This is a genomic window from Curtobacterium oceanosedimentum (assembly GCF_040545555.1).
Classification (GTDB): domain Bacteria; phylum Actinomycetota; class Actinomycetes; order Actinomycetales; family Microbacteriaceae; genus Curtobacterium.
In genome coordinates this window covers 41,143-56,430 of record NZ_JBEPMD010000013.1, presented here as the reverse complement: position 1 = coordinate 56,430, position 15,288 = coordinate 41,143, and the positions used below count along the sequence as shown (strand labels likewise).

At 71.2% G+C, this 15,288-nt stretch carries 18 protein-coding genes; 5 read left to right on the top strand and 13 right to left on the bottom strand.

Annotation, left to right across the window (positions count from 1 at the left end; genetic code table 11):
- The first annotated feature begins 16 nt into the window (after nucleotides 1–16).
- Together ABIC52_RS13415 and ABIC52_RS13410 are read left to right on the top strand one after the other, a co-directional pair.
- On the top strand, nucleotides 17–793 hold the full coding sequence (locus ABIC52_RS13415) for an isocitrate lyase/PEP mutase family protein (RefSeq protein ID WP_126890856.1): 777 nt from the start codon (nucleotides 17–19) through the stop codon (nucleotides 791–793).
- A 312-nt stretch (nucleotides 794–1,105) separates the two neighbouring features.
- Nucleotides 1,106–1,393, top strand: coding sequence for a hypothetical protein (locus tag ABIC52_RS13410; protein ID WP_126890855.1), 288 nt, complete (start codon nucleotides 1,106–1,108; stop codon nucleotides 1,391–1,393).
- A gap of 101 nt (nucleotides 1,394–1,494) precedes the next feature.
- Here the strand turns inward: ABIC52_RS13410 and ABIC52_RS13405 are convergent, their stop codons facing one another.
- The gene (locus ABIC52_RS13405; protein ID WP_126890854.1) at nucleotides 1,495–1,842 is read right to left on the bottom strand and encodes a hypothetical protein; all 348 of its coding nucleotides are present in this window, start codon (nucleotides 1,840–1,842) and stop codon (nucleotides 1,495–1,497) included.
- A 98-nt stretch (nucleotides 1,843–1,940) separates the two neighbouring features.
- The gene (locus ABIC52_RS13400) at nucleotides 1,941–2,306 is read right to left on the bottom strand and encodes a hypothetical protein (protein ID WP_126890853.1); all 366 of its coding nucleotides are present in this window, start codon (nucleotides 2,304–2,306) and stop codon (nucleotides 1,941–1,943) included.
- Between the two features lie 147 nt (nucleotides 2,307–2,453).
- Between ABIC52_RS13400 and ABIC52_RS13395 the strand changes: the two genes are divergently transcribed.
- Complete coding sequence (locus ABIC52_RS13395) at nucleotides 2,454–3,089, top strand: TetR family transcriptional regulator C-terminal domain-containing protein (protein WP_126890852.1); 636 nt, start codon at nucleotides 2,454–2,456, stop codon at nucleotides 3,087–3,089.
- Between the two features lie 55 nt (nucleotides 3,090–3,144).
- Here the strand turns inward: ABIC52_RS13395 and ychF are convergent, their stop codons facing one another.
- From ychF to ABIC52_RS13380, 3 genes are all read right to left on the bottom strand, one after another.
- Nucleotides 3,145–4,218 (bottom strand): redox-regulated ATPase YchF, encoded by a 1,074-nt coding sequence (gene ychF, locus ABIC52_RS13390; protein WP_354027565.1) that lies wholly within the window; start codon nucleotides 4,216–4,218, stop codon nucleotides 3,145–3,147.
- A 61-nt stretch (nucleotides 4,219–4,279) separates the two neighbouring features.
- The gene (locus ABIC52_RS13385) at nucleotides 4,280–4,480 is read right to left on the bottom strand and encodes a hypothetical protein (RefSeq protein ID WP_354027564.1); all 201 of its coding nucleotides are present in this window, start codon (nucleotides 4,478–4,480) and stop codon (nucleotides 4,280–4,282) included.
- A gap of 25 nt (nucleotides 4,481–4,505) precedes the next feature.
- Nucleotides 4,506–5,045, bottom strand: coding sequence for a hypothetical protein (locus ABIC52_RS13380; protein WP_354027563.1), 540 nt, complete (start codon nucleotides 5,043–5,045; stop codon nucleotides 4,506–4,508).
- Between the two features lie 50 nt (nucleotides 5,046–5,095).
- Here ABIC52_RS13380 and ABIC52_RS13375 point away from each other — a divergent pair, with 50 nt between their 5' ends.
- Both ABIC52_RS13375 and ABIC52_RS13370 read left to right on the top strand, forming a co-directional pair.
- Nucleotides 5,096–5,761, top strand: a complete 666-nt coding sequence (locus ABIC52_RS13375) for an exonuclease domain-containing protein (RefSeq protein ID WP_354027562.1) — start codon at nucleotides 5,096–5,098, stop codon at nucleotides 5,759–5,761.
- 96 nt (nucleotides 5,762–5,857) lie between these two features.
- Nucleotides 5,858–6,616 (top strand): GntR family transcriptional regulator, encoded by a 759-nt coding sequence (locus ABIC52_RS13370; RefSeq protein WP_354027561.1) that lies wholly within the window; start codon nucleotides 5,858–5,860, stop codon nucleotides 6,614–6,616.
- Nucleotides 6,617–6,633: 17 nt separating this feature from the next.
- On the opposite strand, the gene ABIC52_RS13365 is transcribed toward ABIC52_RS13370, so the two are convergent.
- From ABIC52_RS13365 to iolB, 8 genes are all read right to left on the bottom strand, one after another.
- On the bottom strand, nucleotides 6,634–7,041 hold the full coding sequence (locus ABIC52_RS13365) for a tautomerase family protein (RefSeq protein WP_354027560.1): 408 nt from the start codon (nucleotides 7,039–7,041) through the stop codon (nucleotides 6,634–6,636).
- Nucleotides 7,042–7,166: 125 nt separating this feature from the next.
- A complete protein-coding gene (locus tag ABIC52_RS13360) occupies nucleotides 7,167–8,360 on the bottom strand; it encodes a Gfo/Idh/MocA family protein (RefSeq protein ID WP_354027559.1) in 1,194 nt (397 codons plus the stop codon).
- 5 nt (nucleotides 8,361–8,365) lie between these two features.
- Nucleotides 8,366–9,478: a transaldolase family protein gene (locus tag ABIC52_RS13355; RefSeq protein WP_209823168.1), complete on the bottom strand. Its 1,113-nt coding sequence runs from the start codon at nucleotides 9,476–9,478 to the stop codon at nucleotides 8,366–8,368.
- Nucleotides 9,475–10,344: a sugar phosphate isomerase/epimerase family protein gene (locus ABIC52_RS13350; RefSeq protein WP_126890844.1), complete on the bottom strand. Its 870-nt coding sequence runs from the start codon at nucleotides 10,342–10,344 to the stop codon at nucleotides 9,475–9,477. Before ABIC52_RS13350 ends, ABIC52_RS13355 begins: the two co-directional genes overlap by 4 nt.
- Nucleotides 10,344–11,402: a Gfo/Idh/MocA family protein gene (locus tag ABIC52_RS13345; RefSeq protein ID WP_126890843.1), complete on the bottom strand. Its 1,059-nt coding sequence runs from the start codon at nucleotides 11,400–11,402 to the stop codon at nucleotides 10,344–10,346. Before ABIC52_RS13345 ends, ABIC52_RS13350 begins: the two co-directional genes overlap by 1 nt.
- Nucleotides 11,403–11,445: 43 nt before the next feature.
- Nucleotides 11,446–12,399 (bottom strand): sugar phosphate isomerase/epimerase family protein, encoded by a 954-nt coding sequence (locus tag ABIC52_RS13340; RefSeq protein ID WP_209677633.1) that lies wholly within the window; start codon nucleotides 12,397–12,399, stop codon nucleotides 11,446–11,448.
- Between the two features lie 39 nt (nucleotides 12,400–12,438).
- The gene (iolD, locus tag ABIC52_RS13335; RefSeq protein ID WP_354027558.1) at nucleotides 12,439–14,364 is read right to left on the bottom strand and encodes a 3D-(3,5/4)-trihydroxycyclohexane-1,2-dione acylhydrolase (decyclizing); all 1,926 of its coding nucleotides are present in this window, start codon (nucleotides 14,362–14,364) and stop codon (nucleotides 12,439–12,441) included.
- Complete coding sequence (iolB, locus tag ABIC52_RS13330; RefSeq protein ID WP_126890840.1) at nucleotides 14,361–15,284, bottom strand: 5-deoxy-glucuronate isomerase; 924 nt, start codon at nucleotides 15,282–15,284, stop codon at nucleotides 14,361–14,363. Before iolB ends, iolD begins: the two co-directional genes overlap by 4 nt.
- Nucleotides 15,285–15,288 lie beyond the last annotated feature (4 nt).

Genomic DNA, 15,288 nt, shown 5'->3' with positions numbered 1-15,288 from the left:
GCATAGGTTCGGCACCATGAGCACGAGCACCGCCGACAAGGCGACCACCCTCAAGCAGCTGCACGAAGCCCCCGAGATCCTGCGCGTCGTCAACGTGTGGGACGCGATCAGCGCGAAGGTCGTCAGCGACCTGCCGGAGACGAAGGCCATCGCGACGGCCGGGCACTCGATCGCCGCGAGCCACGGCTACGACGACGGCGGGATGCCGCTCGACGTCGCCCTCGCTGGCGCCGCGACCGTCGCCGCCGCGACGGACCTGCCCGTCACGGCGGACCTGGACGACGGGTACGCGGACCCGGCCGAGACGATCCGTCGCGCGATCGCCGCCGGGATCGTCGGCGCGAACGTCGAGGACCGTCTCCGCCCCTTCGACGAGGCCGTCGCACGCGTCGCCGCGATCACCGCCGCCGCCGAGGCCGAGGGCGTCGCCTTCCAGCTCAACGCGCGCACCGACGCGATCGTCCGGGGTGGCGACCGCCCGATCGACGAGAGCATCGAGGACGCCATCGCACGCGGGAAGGCGTTCCTCGACAACGGCGCCGCACTCGTCTTCGTGCCGGGTGCGATCCAGCGCGACGTGGTCGAGCGACTCGTCGACGGGCTCGGCCGCGGCAAGCTCTCGGTGATCGGGCTGCCCGGTGCCCTGCCCGCGGCGGAGTACGAGGCGCTCGGCGTCGCGCGCATCTCCTACGGTCCGCTCACGCAGCGGGTCGCGCTGCGTGCGCTCCGTGACCTGGCGACCGACCTGTACGGCGACGGCGTCGTGCCGGAGGACACCCCCGCCCTCAACTGACGGCCCACCGGACGGCAGGCGCGGTGCACGATCGCACCGCGCCTCCCGTCCGTCTTCCTGGACGTTCCGGACGAAGCGACGTATAGTGTCTTCTTGGTGCACTGCAGCGAACCCATCTGACTCGCGCACACCAGCACGTCTCGTACCGACCCGCCGGGTCGCATTCCACCGAGACCACCGCTCAGTCCGAACGGACGAGCAGCACGTCGAGACACGACGTGCGCACCCGCAGCCGATGCGTCGTGCCGGACCACGGAGTCCGCCGACCAGAGCACGGCCGGGTGCCGAACGACCAGGAAGTACCGCACCACCATGACCAGCAACGACCGCATCACCATCTCCGGGACCGCACTCGCGGCCCCCACCGTCTCCCCCGACCGCATCGCCGAGTTCCCGGTGCGCGACGACCGCTCGCAGCGCGAGTACCTCGTCCGCATCCCGGCCGACGACCTCCGCCTGTTCGTCACGCGTGACGCACGCGTGGACGTCGACGGCGAGGCCGGCTGGACCGTGCCCGGCCGCTCCTGGCGGGGCGAGTCGAGCCGGACCATCCTGCTCGCGCGCCGCGTCGGCAAGGGCGAGCTCGCCCTGGCCGCCTAGGTCGGACCTCGCCCGGGACCGCTCACACGGTCCCCGGTCCACACACGACGAACGCCGTCGGCCCAGCGCCGGCGGCGTTCGTCGTCTGTGCCTCCGGGTTGTCAGGCCGGGCCGTGCGACGACGGTTGCTCGGCGCCGCGGAACCGCAGCCCGCCGTCCGCGTTCACCGGCAGCGCCGGACCCGCGCGCCGTGCCGCGTCACGCAGACGACGGATGAACGCCGGGTCCTCGGGCTCGAGCTCGTCGTCCGGGGCGACCGTCACGCAGAGTTCGCTCGCCGGGCCGACCAGCAGGATCGACGTCGACACCGCGCCGTCGTCGCCCACGCTCGGCACCGTGATCGTGTCGGTGCGCGAGTTCGCTCCGAGGACGGCCGCGTAGTCGGCGACCGCATCCGCGATCAGGTCCCCCGTGAGGATCAGGCTCGCGTCGTAGTGGATGTACTTCACGTCTCCTCCTCATCTCTCCTTCGACGGTAGGTACCGCGTGTGCGAGGACGTACGGAGTGTGCGTTCCGTGGCCAGAGTGCCCCCGGCACGGGCGGCGATCAGACCTGCGGCGGTTCCGTGCGCAGGCGCTTCGCCTCGGGCTCGTCGGAGTGCGACGACGCAGCGTCCGTGAACCGCCCGCCGCCCACGACCGCGATGCGGCGCCCGAGCTCGTTGACCAGGTCCTCGTCATCCGGCTCGAGCTCGTCGTCGGGAGCCGCCTCGACCATGATCTGGGAAGCCGGGCCGAGCAGCACCTGCGCCGTGGTGCCGTAGCCCTCGGCGTCCGCGGTCGGGATCTCGACGATGTCCGTCGTCCCGTTCTCGCCGAGCGCAGCAGCGTAGGCGAGCACCGCCTCGGCGATCGCGTCGCCGGTCATCACTCGGTTCTCTCCGTAGACCACGTACTTCATGGGTCCAGTCAACGCCGCACCCTTGGTGAGCACTCAGGTCGGACGGGCCGCGGGGGACGCGCTGCTGCTCCGCCACGCCGGGCCTGCACGGCTGCGGAGATCGGCTCTTCCCAGTTCTGGGGACTGGTCAGGGCAACGCCCACCCGTTGGACTGGTCCCATGCGATCGTTCCACCCCCTCGACACGTCAGCGCTGCTCCGGGTCGAGATCGTCGACGCGATGATCCGCGTGCTCCGCGCGAACGCCCTGCACGAGGTGTCGTACGAGCACGTGGCCACCGAGGCGTCGCAGTCGCTCGACGTCGTCACCGAGGTGTTCCCGACCTGGGACGGACTCCTGCTCGCCACCATCGACCAGTGGAACGACCAGCGGACCACCGCGCTGCTGCCGATCGCCGAGCGCAGCGGCACGATCGTGTTCCTCCGCGCCATCGTCCGCGCGAACGTCGCCGACCCGTCGCTCATGCGGTTCCTGACCTCGACGCTCAACATCGCCGCGACGCCGCACCACCCGCTCGCGCCCATGCTCCACCTCCGCTGGCGGCGCTTCCACGCGTTCGTGCTCGCGGCCCTGCAGCGCGACGTCGAGCTCGGCCGGGAGCCGCGCACGATGGAGCCGGCTCGTGGCGCCGAGCAGCTCCTCGCGACGTACGAGGGGCTGCAGCTGCAGTCGATGGTCCGGCCGGAGATGGACCTGCTCGAGTCGTTCGACCGTGCGGTCACCCGGCTCCGCGAGGGCTGGTCGCGGGAGTACGTGCCGCCGGTGTGGGACCTCGAGGCCGTCGGCGGCGTCTGACGGACAGCAGCGCCCGCGCAGCCCTCGGCTGCACGGGCGCTCCCGGCCACGGCGCTCAGTTGTTGAAGCGGAACTCCACCACGTCGCCGTCCTGCATGACGTAGTCCTTGCCCTCGATGCGGGCCTTGCCGTGCGCACGCGCCTCGGCGATCGAGCCGGCCTCCACGAGGTCCTCGAACGAGATGACCTCGGCCTTGATGAAGCCCTTCTCGAAGTCGGTGTGGATCACGCCGGCAGCCTGGGGAGCCTTCCACCCCTTGCCGATCGTCCACGCCCGCGCTTCCTTCGGCCCGGCGGTCAGGTAGGTCTGCAGCCCGAGCGTGTCGAAGCCGATGCGGGCGAGTTGGTCGAGGCCCGACTCGGTCTGCCCGGTCGACTCGAGGAGCTCGGCGGCGTCCTCGGGGTCGAGGTCGATGAGCTCGGACTCGATCTTCGCGTCGAGGAACACGGCCTGGGCGGGAGCGACCAGCGCGGAGAGCTCGGCCTTGCGCGACTCGTCGGTGAGCACGGCCTCGTCGACGTTGAACACGAAGATGAAGGGCTTGGCGGACAGCAGCCCGAGCTCGCGGATCGGCCCGAGGTCGATCGAGGTCGCGGACAGCAGCGTGCCCTGCTCGAGCGCGGCCTTGGCCTCGTTCGCGGTCTCGAGCACGATCGGCTCGGCCTGCTTGAGCTTCACGGTCTTCTCGTACCGGGGCAGGGCCTTCTCGATGGTCTCGAGGTCGGCGAGGATCAGCTCGGTGTTGATGACCTCGAGGTCGTCCTTCGGCGAGACCTTGTTCGCCACGTGCACGACGTCGTCGTCGGCGAAGCCGCGGACGACCTGCGCGATGGCGTCGGCCTCGCGGATGTTCGCGAGGAACTTGTTGCCGAGGCCCTCGCCCTCGCTCGCACCCTTGACGATGCCGGCGATGTCGACGAACGACACGGGTGCCGGAACGGTCTTCTCGGAGCTGAAGAGCGTCGCGAGCTGGTCGAGCCGCGGGTCGGGCAGGTTCACCACGCCGACGTTCGGTTCGATCGTCGCGAACGGGTAGTTCGCGGCGAGGACCTGGTTCTTGGTCAGGGCGTTGAACAGGGTCGACTTGCCGACGTTCGGGAGACCGACGATTCCGATGGTGAGAGCCACGGGAGGACAGCCTACCGGCGGCGACCCGCCGGAGCCGACCCGTCCCTCCAGGCCGGTGTCGTCAGGACGGCCAGATGCCGGACAGGAAGCTCACGAACGTGAGCAGCAGGCCGTGCGCGATCCCGAGCACGATGCAGGCGACCAGCCCACCGGTGGCGAGCAGCGTCACGCCAGGACCCACCCCTCGGCGGGCGGTGTGCGCCTGCGCATCGACGCGGTGCGCGTGCGCCAGCAGCTCATCCCGGTCCCTCGACTCCCCCATGCGCCCGACTGTACGTCGCGGCGGATCACGACACCAGCGTCGCGATCCGCTCCTCGACCAGGTCGAGCACGTCGGCCTGGAGGCGCTGGGATCGCCGCCAGTCGCCGCGCACCTCGAGCGCGTGGTCGGCTCCGTCGACCGTGTGCAGCCCGGCACGGGTCGTCGCGACCGCGGACGGCAGCCACATCGGGTCGGCAGATCCGCCGAGCGCAAGCGATCCGGGTCCGGCCGCAGCGAGCGCGCCGACCACCGCCGCGTGCGTCAGGACCGGCGTGAGCCACACGCCGTCAACGCCGTCCCGGACCGCCCACGGCAGGGCGAAGCAGCCGAACGACTTCGCGACGACGAGGTCCGGGCGGCGGCCGTCGAGTGCGGCTGCCACCTGGTGCTCGACGAAGGCGACCGGGTCGTCCTTCGCTGCGGCGTCGACCGTCCACGTCGGCGCGACGACTCCGACGCCGTGCTGCTCGGCGATCGCGCGGGTCCACCAGAGCAGGGGCGCCTGTCGTCCGTACCCGGCACCGGGCAGGACGAGGACGAGCGGCGGGGAGGTCGGTCCGGTCACGCTTCGGACGCTACCGCGCCGGGCCGCAACGCCGGGGCCGCGTGCGGGTGATGTCGGAACCCCGTGCGACCATCGAGGGCGTGCCGTTGAACTTCACCGCGATCGACTTCGAGACCGCGAACAGCTCCCCCGCGAGCGCCTGCTCCGTCGGACTCGTCAAGGTCCGCGGCGGCCGCGTGGTCGAGCGGGCGTCCTGGTTCATCAAGCCGCCGGTGGGGCACGACGCCTTCCTCGAGTGGAACACCCGCATCCACGGCATCGTCGCGACGGACGTCGTCGGGGCCAAGGGCTGGGCCGAGCAGTACCGCGACATCGTGGCGTTCGCAGAGGGGGACGTCCTGGTCGCGCACAACGCCCGCTTCGACATGGGCGTGATCGCCGGCGGGTGCTCGGCGACGGGCACCGAGCTCGCCGAACACCACTCGCTGTGCTCCCTGCAGGTGGCGCGGAAGACCTACACGCTCGACTCGTACCGCCTGCCGATGGCGGCTCGCGCGGCCGGGCACGAGGGCTTCCAGCACCACGACGCCGCCGCCGACGCCGAGGCCTGCGCCGCGATCGTGGTAGACGCTGCGGGCCAGCACGGCTGCGACACGGTCGAGGCACTCGGTGCGGCGACCCGGGTGCACATCGCGCCGGTGCGTCCGCGGACCGAGCAGCCCCGCGCGGCGGGCCAGCCTCGGCTGTCGAACCGCCCGATGATCTTCGCCGACTGACGCCGTCCGGTCGCCGGGGCGGCGGAACGCCGGTGGTATTGTCACGACATTGCCCTACGGCGCCGTCGCCGGTGCCCTCTCCCCCGAAGGACCGCGATGACCAACGAAGGCCAGCTGCCGTCCGACCTGTTCATGGACCTCGACCGGTCCGGCCCGATGCCGCTGTACTTCCAGGTCGCCTCGCGCATCGAGGAGGCGATCCGCTCCGGAGCGATGCCGCCCGGTGCCCGGCTCGAGAACGAGATCGCCCTCGGCGAGCGACTCGGGCTGTCGCGTCCGACGATCCGTCGGGCCATCCAGGACCTCGTCGACAAGGGCCTGCTCGTCCGCCGTCGCGGCATCGGCACGCAGGTCGTGCACGGGCCGGTGACGCGCAAGGTCGAACTGACGAGCCTGTACGACGACCTGGCGCAGGGTGCGCAGACTCCGGCGACGAAGCTGCTCGCGCGCGACGACGTGCCCGCGAGCGACGTCGTGGCCGAGGCACTCGGCATCGCGCCGGGCACGACCGTGGCACACATCCGTCGGGTCCGCTTCGCCGAGGACGTGCCGATGGCGATCCTCGAGAACTTCCTGCCGCCCGAGTTCACCGACATCACCGACGACGACCTGCAGGCGCACGGGCTCTACCAGCTGCTCCGCGGCCGAGGAGTCACGATGCGCGTCGCGAAGCAGCGGATCGGGGCGCGGGCGGTCACGGACGACGAGGCCTCGTTGCTCGAGATCGAGGACGGCGACCCCGTGCTGACCATGACCCGCACCGCGTACGACGCGTCGGGCCGGGCGGTGGAGTACGGCGTGCACTGCTACCGCCCGGACCGCTACTCGTTCGAGGTCACCCTCGTCGACAAGTAGGCGACGGGTCCGCTGCCTCAGCTCGCGGACGGCACGCCGAGCTCGCCGGTCAGGTACTGGGCGCGACCGAAACCGAAGGACCAGTCCTGCGGGCCGTTCTCGACGTAGCCGATGAAGACGTCCTCGCTCGCGACGCCGACCTCGGCCAGGCGATCGTGGACCGCGCGGTAGAGGCCCTGCTTCGCCTCGTCGCTGCGCCCGCGCTGCGTGAAGACCTGGATGACGACGACCCCCTCCGTGCGCTCGAAGCCGAGACCGGCGTCCTCGGCGATGATCTGCTGCGCGGGGTGTTCGGTGATCACCTGGAAGCGGTCGCGCTCCGGGATGCCGTACTCGGCCACGATGGCGGTGTGGATCGCGTCGGCGATCGCACGGACCTCCTCCGGGGTGCGGCCGGTGGCGAGGTCGATACGGACGAGCGGCATGGTGCCTCCTGGTTCGGGAACTTTGTCCGTACATTCTCACAAGCGCCGGTCCAGAAGTCTCCCCATGACGGACGGGAGGCGCGGTGCCAGCCTGCACCGCGCCTCCCGTCCTCCTCCAGGTGCGTCTACAGCACCGGTGCCGCCGCTTCCGACGTCAGCCGTCCGTCCACCCGCGCCACGTCGTGCCACGCGCCGTCGGCGAGCGACGCCTCCGCCGCCTCCACGATCGACGCGGCCGCCAGCCCGTCGGCGACCGAGGGCGCGAGCTGCTCGCCGCGCAGCACGCTCGCGACGAACTGTGCCGCCTCGATCGTCTTGAGGTCGTCGTACCCCATCGCTGTGCCGGCACCGGGGTGGAAGCGCGCGAAGTGGCCGTCGCCCGGCGCGACGAGGTGCGTGACGTACCCGTCGACCTCCTGCCCGTCGAGCGCGACCTGCAGCTCGTTCAGGCGCTGGAAGTCCCACCGGACCGAGCCCTGCGTGCCGTAGACCTCGAGCGTGTACTCGGCGTGCGGGCCACGCATCACGCGGCTCGAGTCCATGGTGCCGACCGCGCCGCCCGCGAAGCGGAACAGGAGGGCAGCGTAGTCCTCGTTCTCGACGGCGCCGTGCTCGCCCGTCGCGGCCGCCGAACGGTCCACGATCCCCGTCCCGGGCCTGGGCCGGGTGTCGATGAAGGTCTCGGCGAGCGCCGTCACGCTGGTGATCCTGCCGACCAGGTACTGCGCGAGGTCCAGGCCGTGGGACAGCAGGTCACCGAGGACACCCGACCCCGCCCGCTCACGCTCGAAGCGCCAGGTGAGCGGGGCGTCAGGGTCGGACGAGTAGTCGGCGAGGAGCGACCCGCGCACGTTCGTGATGCGACCGAGCCGACCGCTCCGGACGAGCTCGCGGGCGCGCTGGATCGCCGGAGCGTGCCGGTAGTTGAAGCCGACGCTCGTGACGAGTCCCGCTCGCTCGACGGCTTCGTGGATCGCCCGGGAGTCGCTGGCGTACCGACCCATCGGCTTCTCGATCCAGAACGGCTTGCCGGCGGCAGCAGCCGCCACCGCCATCTCCCGGTGCAGGAAGTTCGGCGAGCAGATCGAGACGACGTCGACCGTGGGGTCGGCGAGGACCTCGTGGAAGTCGGCGACCGCGCGCTCGTACCCGAGGCGACCGACGGCCTGGTCGCGGGCCTCGGGCACGGGGTCGGCGGCGACCACCAGCCGCGGGCGGACGCCGAGCTCCGGGAAGTGGTCGGGCAGGGCGCGGTAGGCGCGGGAGTGCAGTCGTCCCATCCACCCGACCGAGACGAGACCGACGCCGAGGGTGTCCATCGCCGTCAGACCGCCGGGACGATGATGTCGCGCACCAGGGCGTCGAGCTTCGCGTCGGCGTCCAGGAACTGCCGCAACGTCGTGACCGTCGCGCCGAACCGGTCGAACTCGTCGATCGTCATGCCGTCGACGTCGTACCCGCGGGCGAACTCCGGCGTTGCTGCACGGAGGGCGTCGAGGACGTGCGCCGGGACCTCGTCGTCGATGGCGTCCGGGCGGAACGGCCAGGCGTTCTCGTTGATGTCCTTCGACCACTGGAACGGGGGCGAGACGACGAGGTCACCGCCCTGGAACTCCGACCACTGCAGTGCGTTGCGGAAGGCGGCGACGAGCACCCGCGAGCGGAACCCGCGCTCGCGGAAGACCCGGTACGCGTGCTTCACCGCGGCGACGCCCGCCCACTCCAGGTACCCGGGGTCGATCATCACGTGGTCGCGCGTGACGACGGTCTTGAGCCAGTCGTCGAACCGTCCGGCCATGAGGGTGACGACGTGCCCGAACTCCTGCTCCGGCAGACCGTCGGCGGCCCGGCGATCGAGTGCGCGCTCGATGGCCTCGCCGACCGCGACGACCTGCGGGACCGTGAAGGACACCGTCGCGTTGATCGAGACACCGCGGTACGCGGCCTCCTCGATGGCGGCGATGCCGACCTTCGTGGCGGGGATCTTCACGATGATGTTCGGCGCGAGCTGCGAGAAACGGACTGCCTGCTCGACGAGGGCGTCGCGGTCGCGGTGGAACCGTGGGTCGGTCTGCATGCTGAGCCGGCCGTTGCGGCCACCGGAGGACTCGAACGCCGGCAGCAGCTGAGCGGCGGCGGCGATCGAGAGCTCTTCGACGGCCTTCCACCCGATCCAGGACTCTCCTGCGGTCGGGTGCTCGGCGGCGATCTGCCGGATCCGGGGCTCCCACGTCCCCGGGTCCTGCTGGATGCACGTGTACGCGATGACCGGGTTGCAGGTCGCCCCGACGGCCCCGTACTCGTGGATGGCGGTCGCCAGCTCGCGCGGGTCGGCCGAGTCGTTCCAGAGTGCGGTCGGCGTCTGCGTCGCCGCCTGCAGCGTGACGGGGCGGGTGTCGGCCTCGGCGTGGGGTGGGGTCTGCAGGGTCGTGGTCATCGGTCGAGTCCCTTCCTGATGGCGTCGAGCTGGAAGCGCGACACGGCGTCCGCGTTCTCGTCCTCGGCGAAGACGCTGGACACGGCGACGGTGTCGTCGCGGTCGGTGAACCCGATGCGGGCGAGCCCGGCCCAGAACGCGTCGAAGTCGACGTCGGCCTGGCCGACCGGCAGGTGCTGGTGCACCCGTGCGGTGTTGCCCGGCGGGTTCGAGATGTAGCGCAGGCCGTGCGACCGGGTGTGGTCGAAGGCGTCGGCGACGTGCACGAGCTGCAACGAGTCCCCTGCCGCGTCGATGATCTCGTCCATGTTCCCGCCGTAGTGGAACGTGTGGCAGGCGACGTAGACGAAGCCGACGTGCTTCGAGTTCAGTCCGCGGATCACCCGCAGCGCCTCGAGCCCGTCCTCGACGAAGTCGTCGGGGTGCGGGTCGATGAGGACGCGCAGGCCCGCGTCCTCGATGATCGGCAGGAGTTCCTCCATCGAGCGGTAGAACGCGTCCTCGGACTCCTCCGCCCGTTCCGGACGGCCGGAGAACTCGGTGTTGATCGTGTCGACGCCCAGTCGCTTCGTGATCTCGATCACGCGCTTCCACTTCGTGACCGCCGCCTCGCGGGCATCACGGTCGGGGCCGGACCAGCGCAGCACCGGCAGCACGCTCGCCACCTGGACACCCGCGTCCGAGCACGCCGCGGCGAACGCGTCGACGAGGTCGTCGTCGGCCTTGGGGTGCCGGTAGAACGGGATGAAGTCCTGGTGCGGGGTCAGCTGGAGGTACTCGTAGCCGAGGTCGGCGACCTTCTGCGGGAACTCGAGCAGGGACAGGTCGTGGTGGAACGGCGTCGGGTCGAGGGCGATCTTCGGCATCAGGCCCCCGCGAGCACGTCCGCGGCGGCGGTCGTGTCGTAGAACGCGGGCTTCGCGACCGCGTACTCGACCGTCTCGAGCGCACCGGACTGCTGCGCCCGGACGGCGACCTCGGCCACGACCGACGCGGTGTACCCGTCCCAGGCACTCGGACCGTCGATGCCACCGGTGCGGGCGGCGTCGACCCAACGCTGGACCTCTTCGTCGTAGGCGGCGCCGAAACGCTCCTTGAAGGACGGCGTGACGCCCTGACCGGTGGCTCCAGCCGCGACGACCGTCGCCGAGGTGTCCCGCCCGATGTACGCGACGCCGGACTCGAACACGGCGTCCGTCGTGACCTGGTAGCCGAACTGGGCGTTGACGTTGATCTCGACGATCGCCATGGTCCCCGACTCGGTCGTGAACAGCACGAACTGCGGCTCGGGCAGGTCGGCCGGCGCGAGCGAGTTCTTCCGCGGCTTCTTCACCTCGACCGCGACGATCGACTCGCCGGTCAGGAACGGGATGATGTCGATCTCGTGGATCACCGAGTCGTGGATGAGCATCGACTCGCTGAAGTTCGGCGGGGTCGTCGGGTTGCGGTGCGCGTGGTGCAGGGCGAGCAGCGCACCGTGGGCGCCGGACTCACGCAGCGCCCTGAGCTCCTGGTACCCGGCGTCGAAGCGACGCATGAAGCCGACCTGGATCATCGGGCGATCGGCGTGCTGCTGCTCGAGCTCGACGATCCGCAGCGAGTCCTCCGCGCTCGTCGTCAGGGGCTTCTCGCACAGGACCGTCAGACCCCGCTCGAGCGCGGTCACGAGGATCGGCTCGTGCAGGAAGCCCGGCGTCGCGATGATGACGCCGTCGATCTGCGTGGCGTCGAGGGCCTCCTCGAAGGACGCCGCGGTGATCGCGCCGGGGGCCAGCGCTGCGGCGGCCTGCGCGCGGGCCTCGTCCGGCTCGACGACGGCGACGACGTCGGCGTTGGAGATCTTCGCGGTGATGCGCCGGACGTGGTCGGCGCCCATCATGCCCGCGCCGACGACGGCGACGCGCAGGTTCTGGTTGGTGGTCATGGTGTTCTCTCCTGGTGGTGGACGACGCTGCGTGGACGGTGCGTCAGGAGACGCGGGCGGCGGAGGTGGAACCGAAGATGTGCTGGAAGGTGCGCTCGGCGATCGGACCGGGGGCGTCGACCGAGCAGCCGTACATGTCCTGCTCGACGATGCCGAAGACCTGCGGGTTGATCCGTGCGACGGCCTCGATGATCGGAGCCAGCTCGGGGGTGCCGTGCGGCGGCTCGGTCATGATCCCCTGTGCGACCGCGGTGGCGAACGGCACGTCGTTCTTCAGGACGTCGAACAGCAGGTCGGTGTCCACCTGCTTGAGGTGCAGGTACCCGATCCGCTCCGGGTGCGCCGCGATGAGCTTCAGGTTGTCGCCGCCGTAGTACGCGAAGTGCCCCGTGTCGAGGCAGAGGTTCGTGTACTCCGGGTTCGTCACCTCGAGGAACCGCACGGTTTCCTTGTAGGTGCCGACGTGGCTGTCGGCGTGCGTGTGGAACTGCTGGTGGACGCCGAACTCCTCGAGCAGCGCCTTGCCGAGCTGGTCGTGCCCCTTGCCCAGGCGCTCCCACTGCTCGTCGGTCAGCGTGCGGGCCTCGAGGACCTCCTCCGTCGCGTCCGAGCGCCAGAGGTCGGGGATCGTCACGAGGTGCTCGGCGCCGAGCGCCGCCGCGAGCCCGGCCACCGCGACGGCCTGGTCCCACGCCCGCTGGAACTGGTCGTCGCCCTTGTGGAACCCGGTGAAGACGGTCCCGGCGGACAGCTTGAGCCCGCGGGACTCGAGCTCGTCGGACAGCTGCGACGGGTCGGTCGGCAGGTAGCCGTAGGGACCGAGCTCGATCCACTCGTACCCGGCCGCGGACGCCTCGTCGAGGAAGCGCTGCCACGGCACCTGTCCGGGGTCGTCCGGGAACCAGACGCCCCACGAGTCCGGGGCGGTACCGATGCGGATGGAGGCGGGTGCCGCGTCCGTGGACGGGGCGCCGGCGGGGGCTGCGGTGTCGGTCATGACGTCGCTGTCGCTTTCTGGGTGGGGTGGACGGTCGGGTCAGCCGAGCAGGGGCCGCTGCGACGCGACCTGCTGTTCGTACTCGGCACGGGCGTTCCGGGTGCTCTCGAGCGTGGAGGTCTGCGCGACCGGTACGTCCCACCAGCCGTTGCCCTCGGGGGCGTAGACGAGCGGGTCCGAGTTGATGTGCACCAGGGTGGTGTGGTCGTTCGCCTTCGCCTGACGCAGCGCGGCCTTGAGGTCCTCGACGGCGTCCGGGCCGGGCTGGACCTCGATGACGTCGACGCCGTAGGAGCGGGCGTTCGCGGCGAGGTCGACGGGGAGCGGGTCGCCGTTCTCGAACGACCGGGTCTCGTCGAGGTACCGGTACTTCGTGCCGTACCGCTCGGAGCCCACCGTCTCGGACAGGTGCCCGATCGACGCGTACCCGTGGTTCTGGATGAGCACCACGATGATCTTGATGCCCTCGGCCACCGCGGTGACGAGCTCGGTGTGCAGCATGAGGTACGACCCGTCGCCGACCATGACGATCGCGTCGCGGTCCGGCGCGCCCCGGCGGACCCCGATGCCGCCGGCGATCTCGTAGCCCATGCACGAGAACGCGTACTCGACGTGGTAGCCGAGCGCGTCCCGCACCCGCCACAGCTTGTGCAGGTCGCCCGGCAGCGAGCCCGCGGCCTGGATGACGACGTCGCGGGGGTCGGAGACCTCCTGCACCGCGCCGATGATCTCCGGCTGCCCCGGCAGGGCGCTGCCCGACGGCGCGAACGCGGCGTCGACCATCCGGTCCCACTCCTGCTTGCGGGACGCGATCTCGGCGGCGTACCCGGCGTCGACGGCGTACGACGATTCCGCCGTGAGGGCCGCAGTGAGGGCGACCAGCGCCTCCCGGGCGTCGGCGATCAGTGGCAGCTGCGAGCCGTGCTTGTAGGCGTCGAACGACGCAACGTTGACGTTGACGAAGGTGACGTCGGGGTTCTGGAAGGCGGTCCGCGAGGCGGTCGTGAAGTCGCTGTAGCGCGTGCCGATGCCGATCACGACGTCCGCCTGCGCGGCGATCGCGTTGGCCGCGGCCGTCCCGGTCGCTCCGATGCCACCGAGGTACTGCGGGTGGTCCCAGACGAGCGAGCCACCGCCGGCCTGCGAGGTGCCGACCGGGATCCCCGTCGCCTCGACGAACGCGCGGAGCCTGTCCTCGGCGCCTGAGTACAGGACGCCACCACCGGCCACGATGACCGGACGCTCCGCGCTCCGGATCGCCTCGACCGCACGGGCCAGCGGTCCGCGTTCGGGCAGCGGACGCCGGACGTGCCACTCGCGCGGCTGGAGGAACGACACCGGTACGTCGAGCGCCTCGGCCTGCACGTCCTCCGGCAGGGCGATCGTCACGGCACCGGTCTCGGCCGGGTCCGTGAGCACGCGCAGCGCGGCGAGCGCGATCGAGAACAGCTGCTCGGGCCGCTCGACGCGGTCGAAGAACCGCGAGAGCGGACGGAACGCGTCCGTGACCTGCAGCGAGGTGTCGTGCGGCATCTCGATCTGCTGCAGCACCGGGTCGGTCGTCCGGGTCGCGAACGTGTCCGAGGGCAGCAGGAGCGCGGGCAGCCGGTTCGTCGTGGCGAGCGCCGCGGCGGTGAGCATGTTCGCCGCACCCGGACCCACCGACGCCGTCGACGCGAAGGTCGCACGGCGGCGGTGCATGCGGGCGAAGCCGACGGCCTCGTGCACCATCGCCTGCTCGTTGCGGGCCTGGTGGTACGGCAGCAGGCCGGGCTGTTCGTCGTGGAGCTGCTTGATCGCCTGGCCGAGGCCCGCGACGTTGCCGTGCCCGAAGATGCCGAAGATGCCCGGGATCGTGCGCTCGCGGACGTCGCCGTCGACGGTCCACTGGTTCGATAGGAACTCGACGAGCGCCTGGCCGACGGTCATCCGGCGGGTCTGCTCCGGACCGGTGTGCTTGCTCATCGGGAGGGCTCCTTCTCGTAGGGCAGGCGTGGGTCGATCGACTCCGCGGTCCACGTCTGACGGACCCACCCGTGGGCCGGGTCGTCGGTGATGTTCCAGACGCGTTCCGGGTCCGGCCCGGCCATCACGTTGAGGTAGTACATGTCGTAGCCGGGGGCGGCGACGGCCGGGCCGTGCCAGCCGTACGGCACGAGGGCGATGTCGCCGGTCCGCACCTGGCGGAACTCGTCGATGGGTCGGTCGTCCGAGGCGTACGCGCGGTGCAGGGCGAACGGGTCGGCGCCGGCCGGCACCTCGACCACCCCCGACGAGACGTCCCGGGAGACAGCAGCCTCGTAGTAGTAGATCTCCTCGAGGTCCGACTCCTGGCCCGGACGGTTCGTGTCGTGCTTGTGCGGCGGGTACGACGACCAGTTGCCGGCCGGCGTGATCACCTCGCAGACGATGAACCCGACCGCGTCGAGGGCGGCCGGGGTGCCGAAGTTGTGCACCTGCCGGCTGGACTGCCCCGCGCCGCGGAGCTCGACCGGGACGTCGTCGCGCGCGACGTACACGCTCGGCTTGACCGTCTCGGTGGGTGCCTCGGCCACGGCGACCCGACCGGAGCCGGTGATCGTCGCGGCGGTACCGGACCCGAGGTACAGGACGTCGGTCGGCCCCTCGAAGACGTCGGAGCGTCCCTCGAGCGCCTGCTCGGTGTCGTCGTACGCGACGGTGAAGCTGCCTGCGAGCGGGACGACGAGCCGCTCGACCGCGTCGGCCGGGAGGCGCAGTTCACCCCCGTCCTGCACGGCGCCGGTCCGCAGACCGGTGTGCGTCCACCCCTCGATGCGGCCGTCGACGACGTCGGTCCAGCCCGCCTCGGGGCGGGAGCCCGCCGGGATGAACCAGCGGTCGTGCTGCTGCTGTTCGTTCGCCATGCTG

Excerpts from the sequence above, each read along its gene's own strand:
- ABIC52_RS13340 (WP_209677633.1), bottom strand. The coding sequence starts at position 12,399 with ATGACCGACACCGCAGCCCCCGCCGGCGCCCCGTCCACGGACGCGGCA.
- iolD (WP_354027558.1), bottom strand. The coding sequence starts at position 14,364 with ATGAGCAAGCACACCGGTCCGGAGCAGACCCGCCGGATGACCGTCGGC.
- ABIC52_RS13360 (WP_354027559.1), bottom strand. The coding sequence starts at position 8,360 with ATGGACACCCTCGGCGTCGGTCTCGTCTCGGTCGGGTGGATGGGACGA.
- ABIC52_RS13395 (WP_126890852.1), top strand. The coding sequence starts at position 2,454 with ATGCGATCGTTCCACCCCCTCGACACGTCAGCGCTGCTCCGGGTCGAG.
- ABIC52_RS13415 (WP_126890856.1), top strand. The coding sequence starts at position 17 with ATGAGCACGAGCACCGCCGACAAGGCGACCACCCTCAAGCAGCTGCAC.
- ABIC52_RS13410 (WP_126890855.1), top strand. The coding sequence starts at position 1,106 with ATGACCAGCAACGACCGCATCACCATCTCCGGGACCGCACTCGCGGCC.
- iolB (WP_126890840.1), bottom strand. The coding sequence starts at position 15,284 with ATGGCGAACGAACAGCAGCAGCACGACCGCTGGTTCATCCCGGCGGGC.
- ABIC52_RS13375 (WP_354027562.1), top strand. The coding sequence starts at position 5,096 with ATGTCGGAACCCCGTGCGACCATCGAGGGCGTGCCGTTGAACTTCACC.
- ABIC52_RS13385 (WP_354027564.1), bottom strand. The coding sequence starts at position 4,480 with ATGGGGGAGTCGAGGGACCGGGATGAGCTGCTGGCGCACGCGCACCGC.
- ABIC52_RS13350 (WP_126890844.1), bottom strand. The coding sequence starts at position 10,344 with ATGCCGAAGATCGCCCTCGACCCGACGCCGTTCCACCACGACCTGTCC.
- ABIC52_RS13345 (WP_126890843.1), bottom strand. The coding sequence starts at position 11,402 with ATGACCACCAACCAGAACCTGCGCGTCGCCGTCGTCGGCGCGGGCATG.
- ABIC52_RS13365 (WP_354027560.1), bottom strand. The coding sequence starts at position 7,041 with ATGCCGCTCGTCCGTATCGACCTCGCCACCGGCCGCACCCCGGAGGAG.
- ABIC52_RS13370 (WP_354027561.1), top strand. The coding sequence starts at position 5,858 with ATGACCAACGAAGGCCAGCTGCCGTCCGACCTGTTCATGGACCTCGAC.
- ABIC52_RS13355 (WP_209823168.1), bottom strand. The coding sequence starts at position 9,478 with ATGACCACGACCCTGCAGACCCCACCCCACGCCGAGGCCGACACCCGC.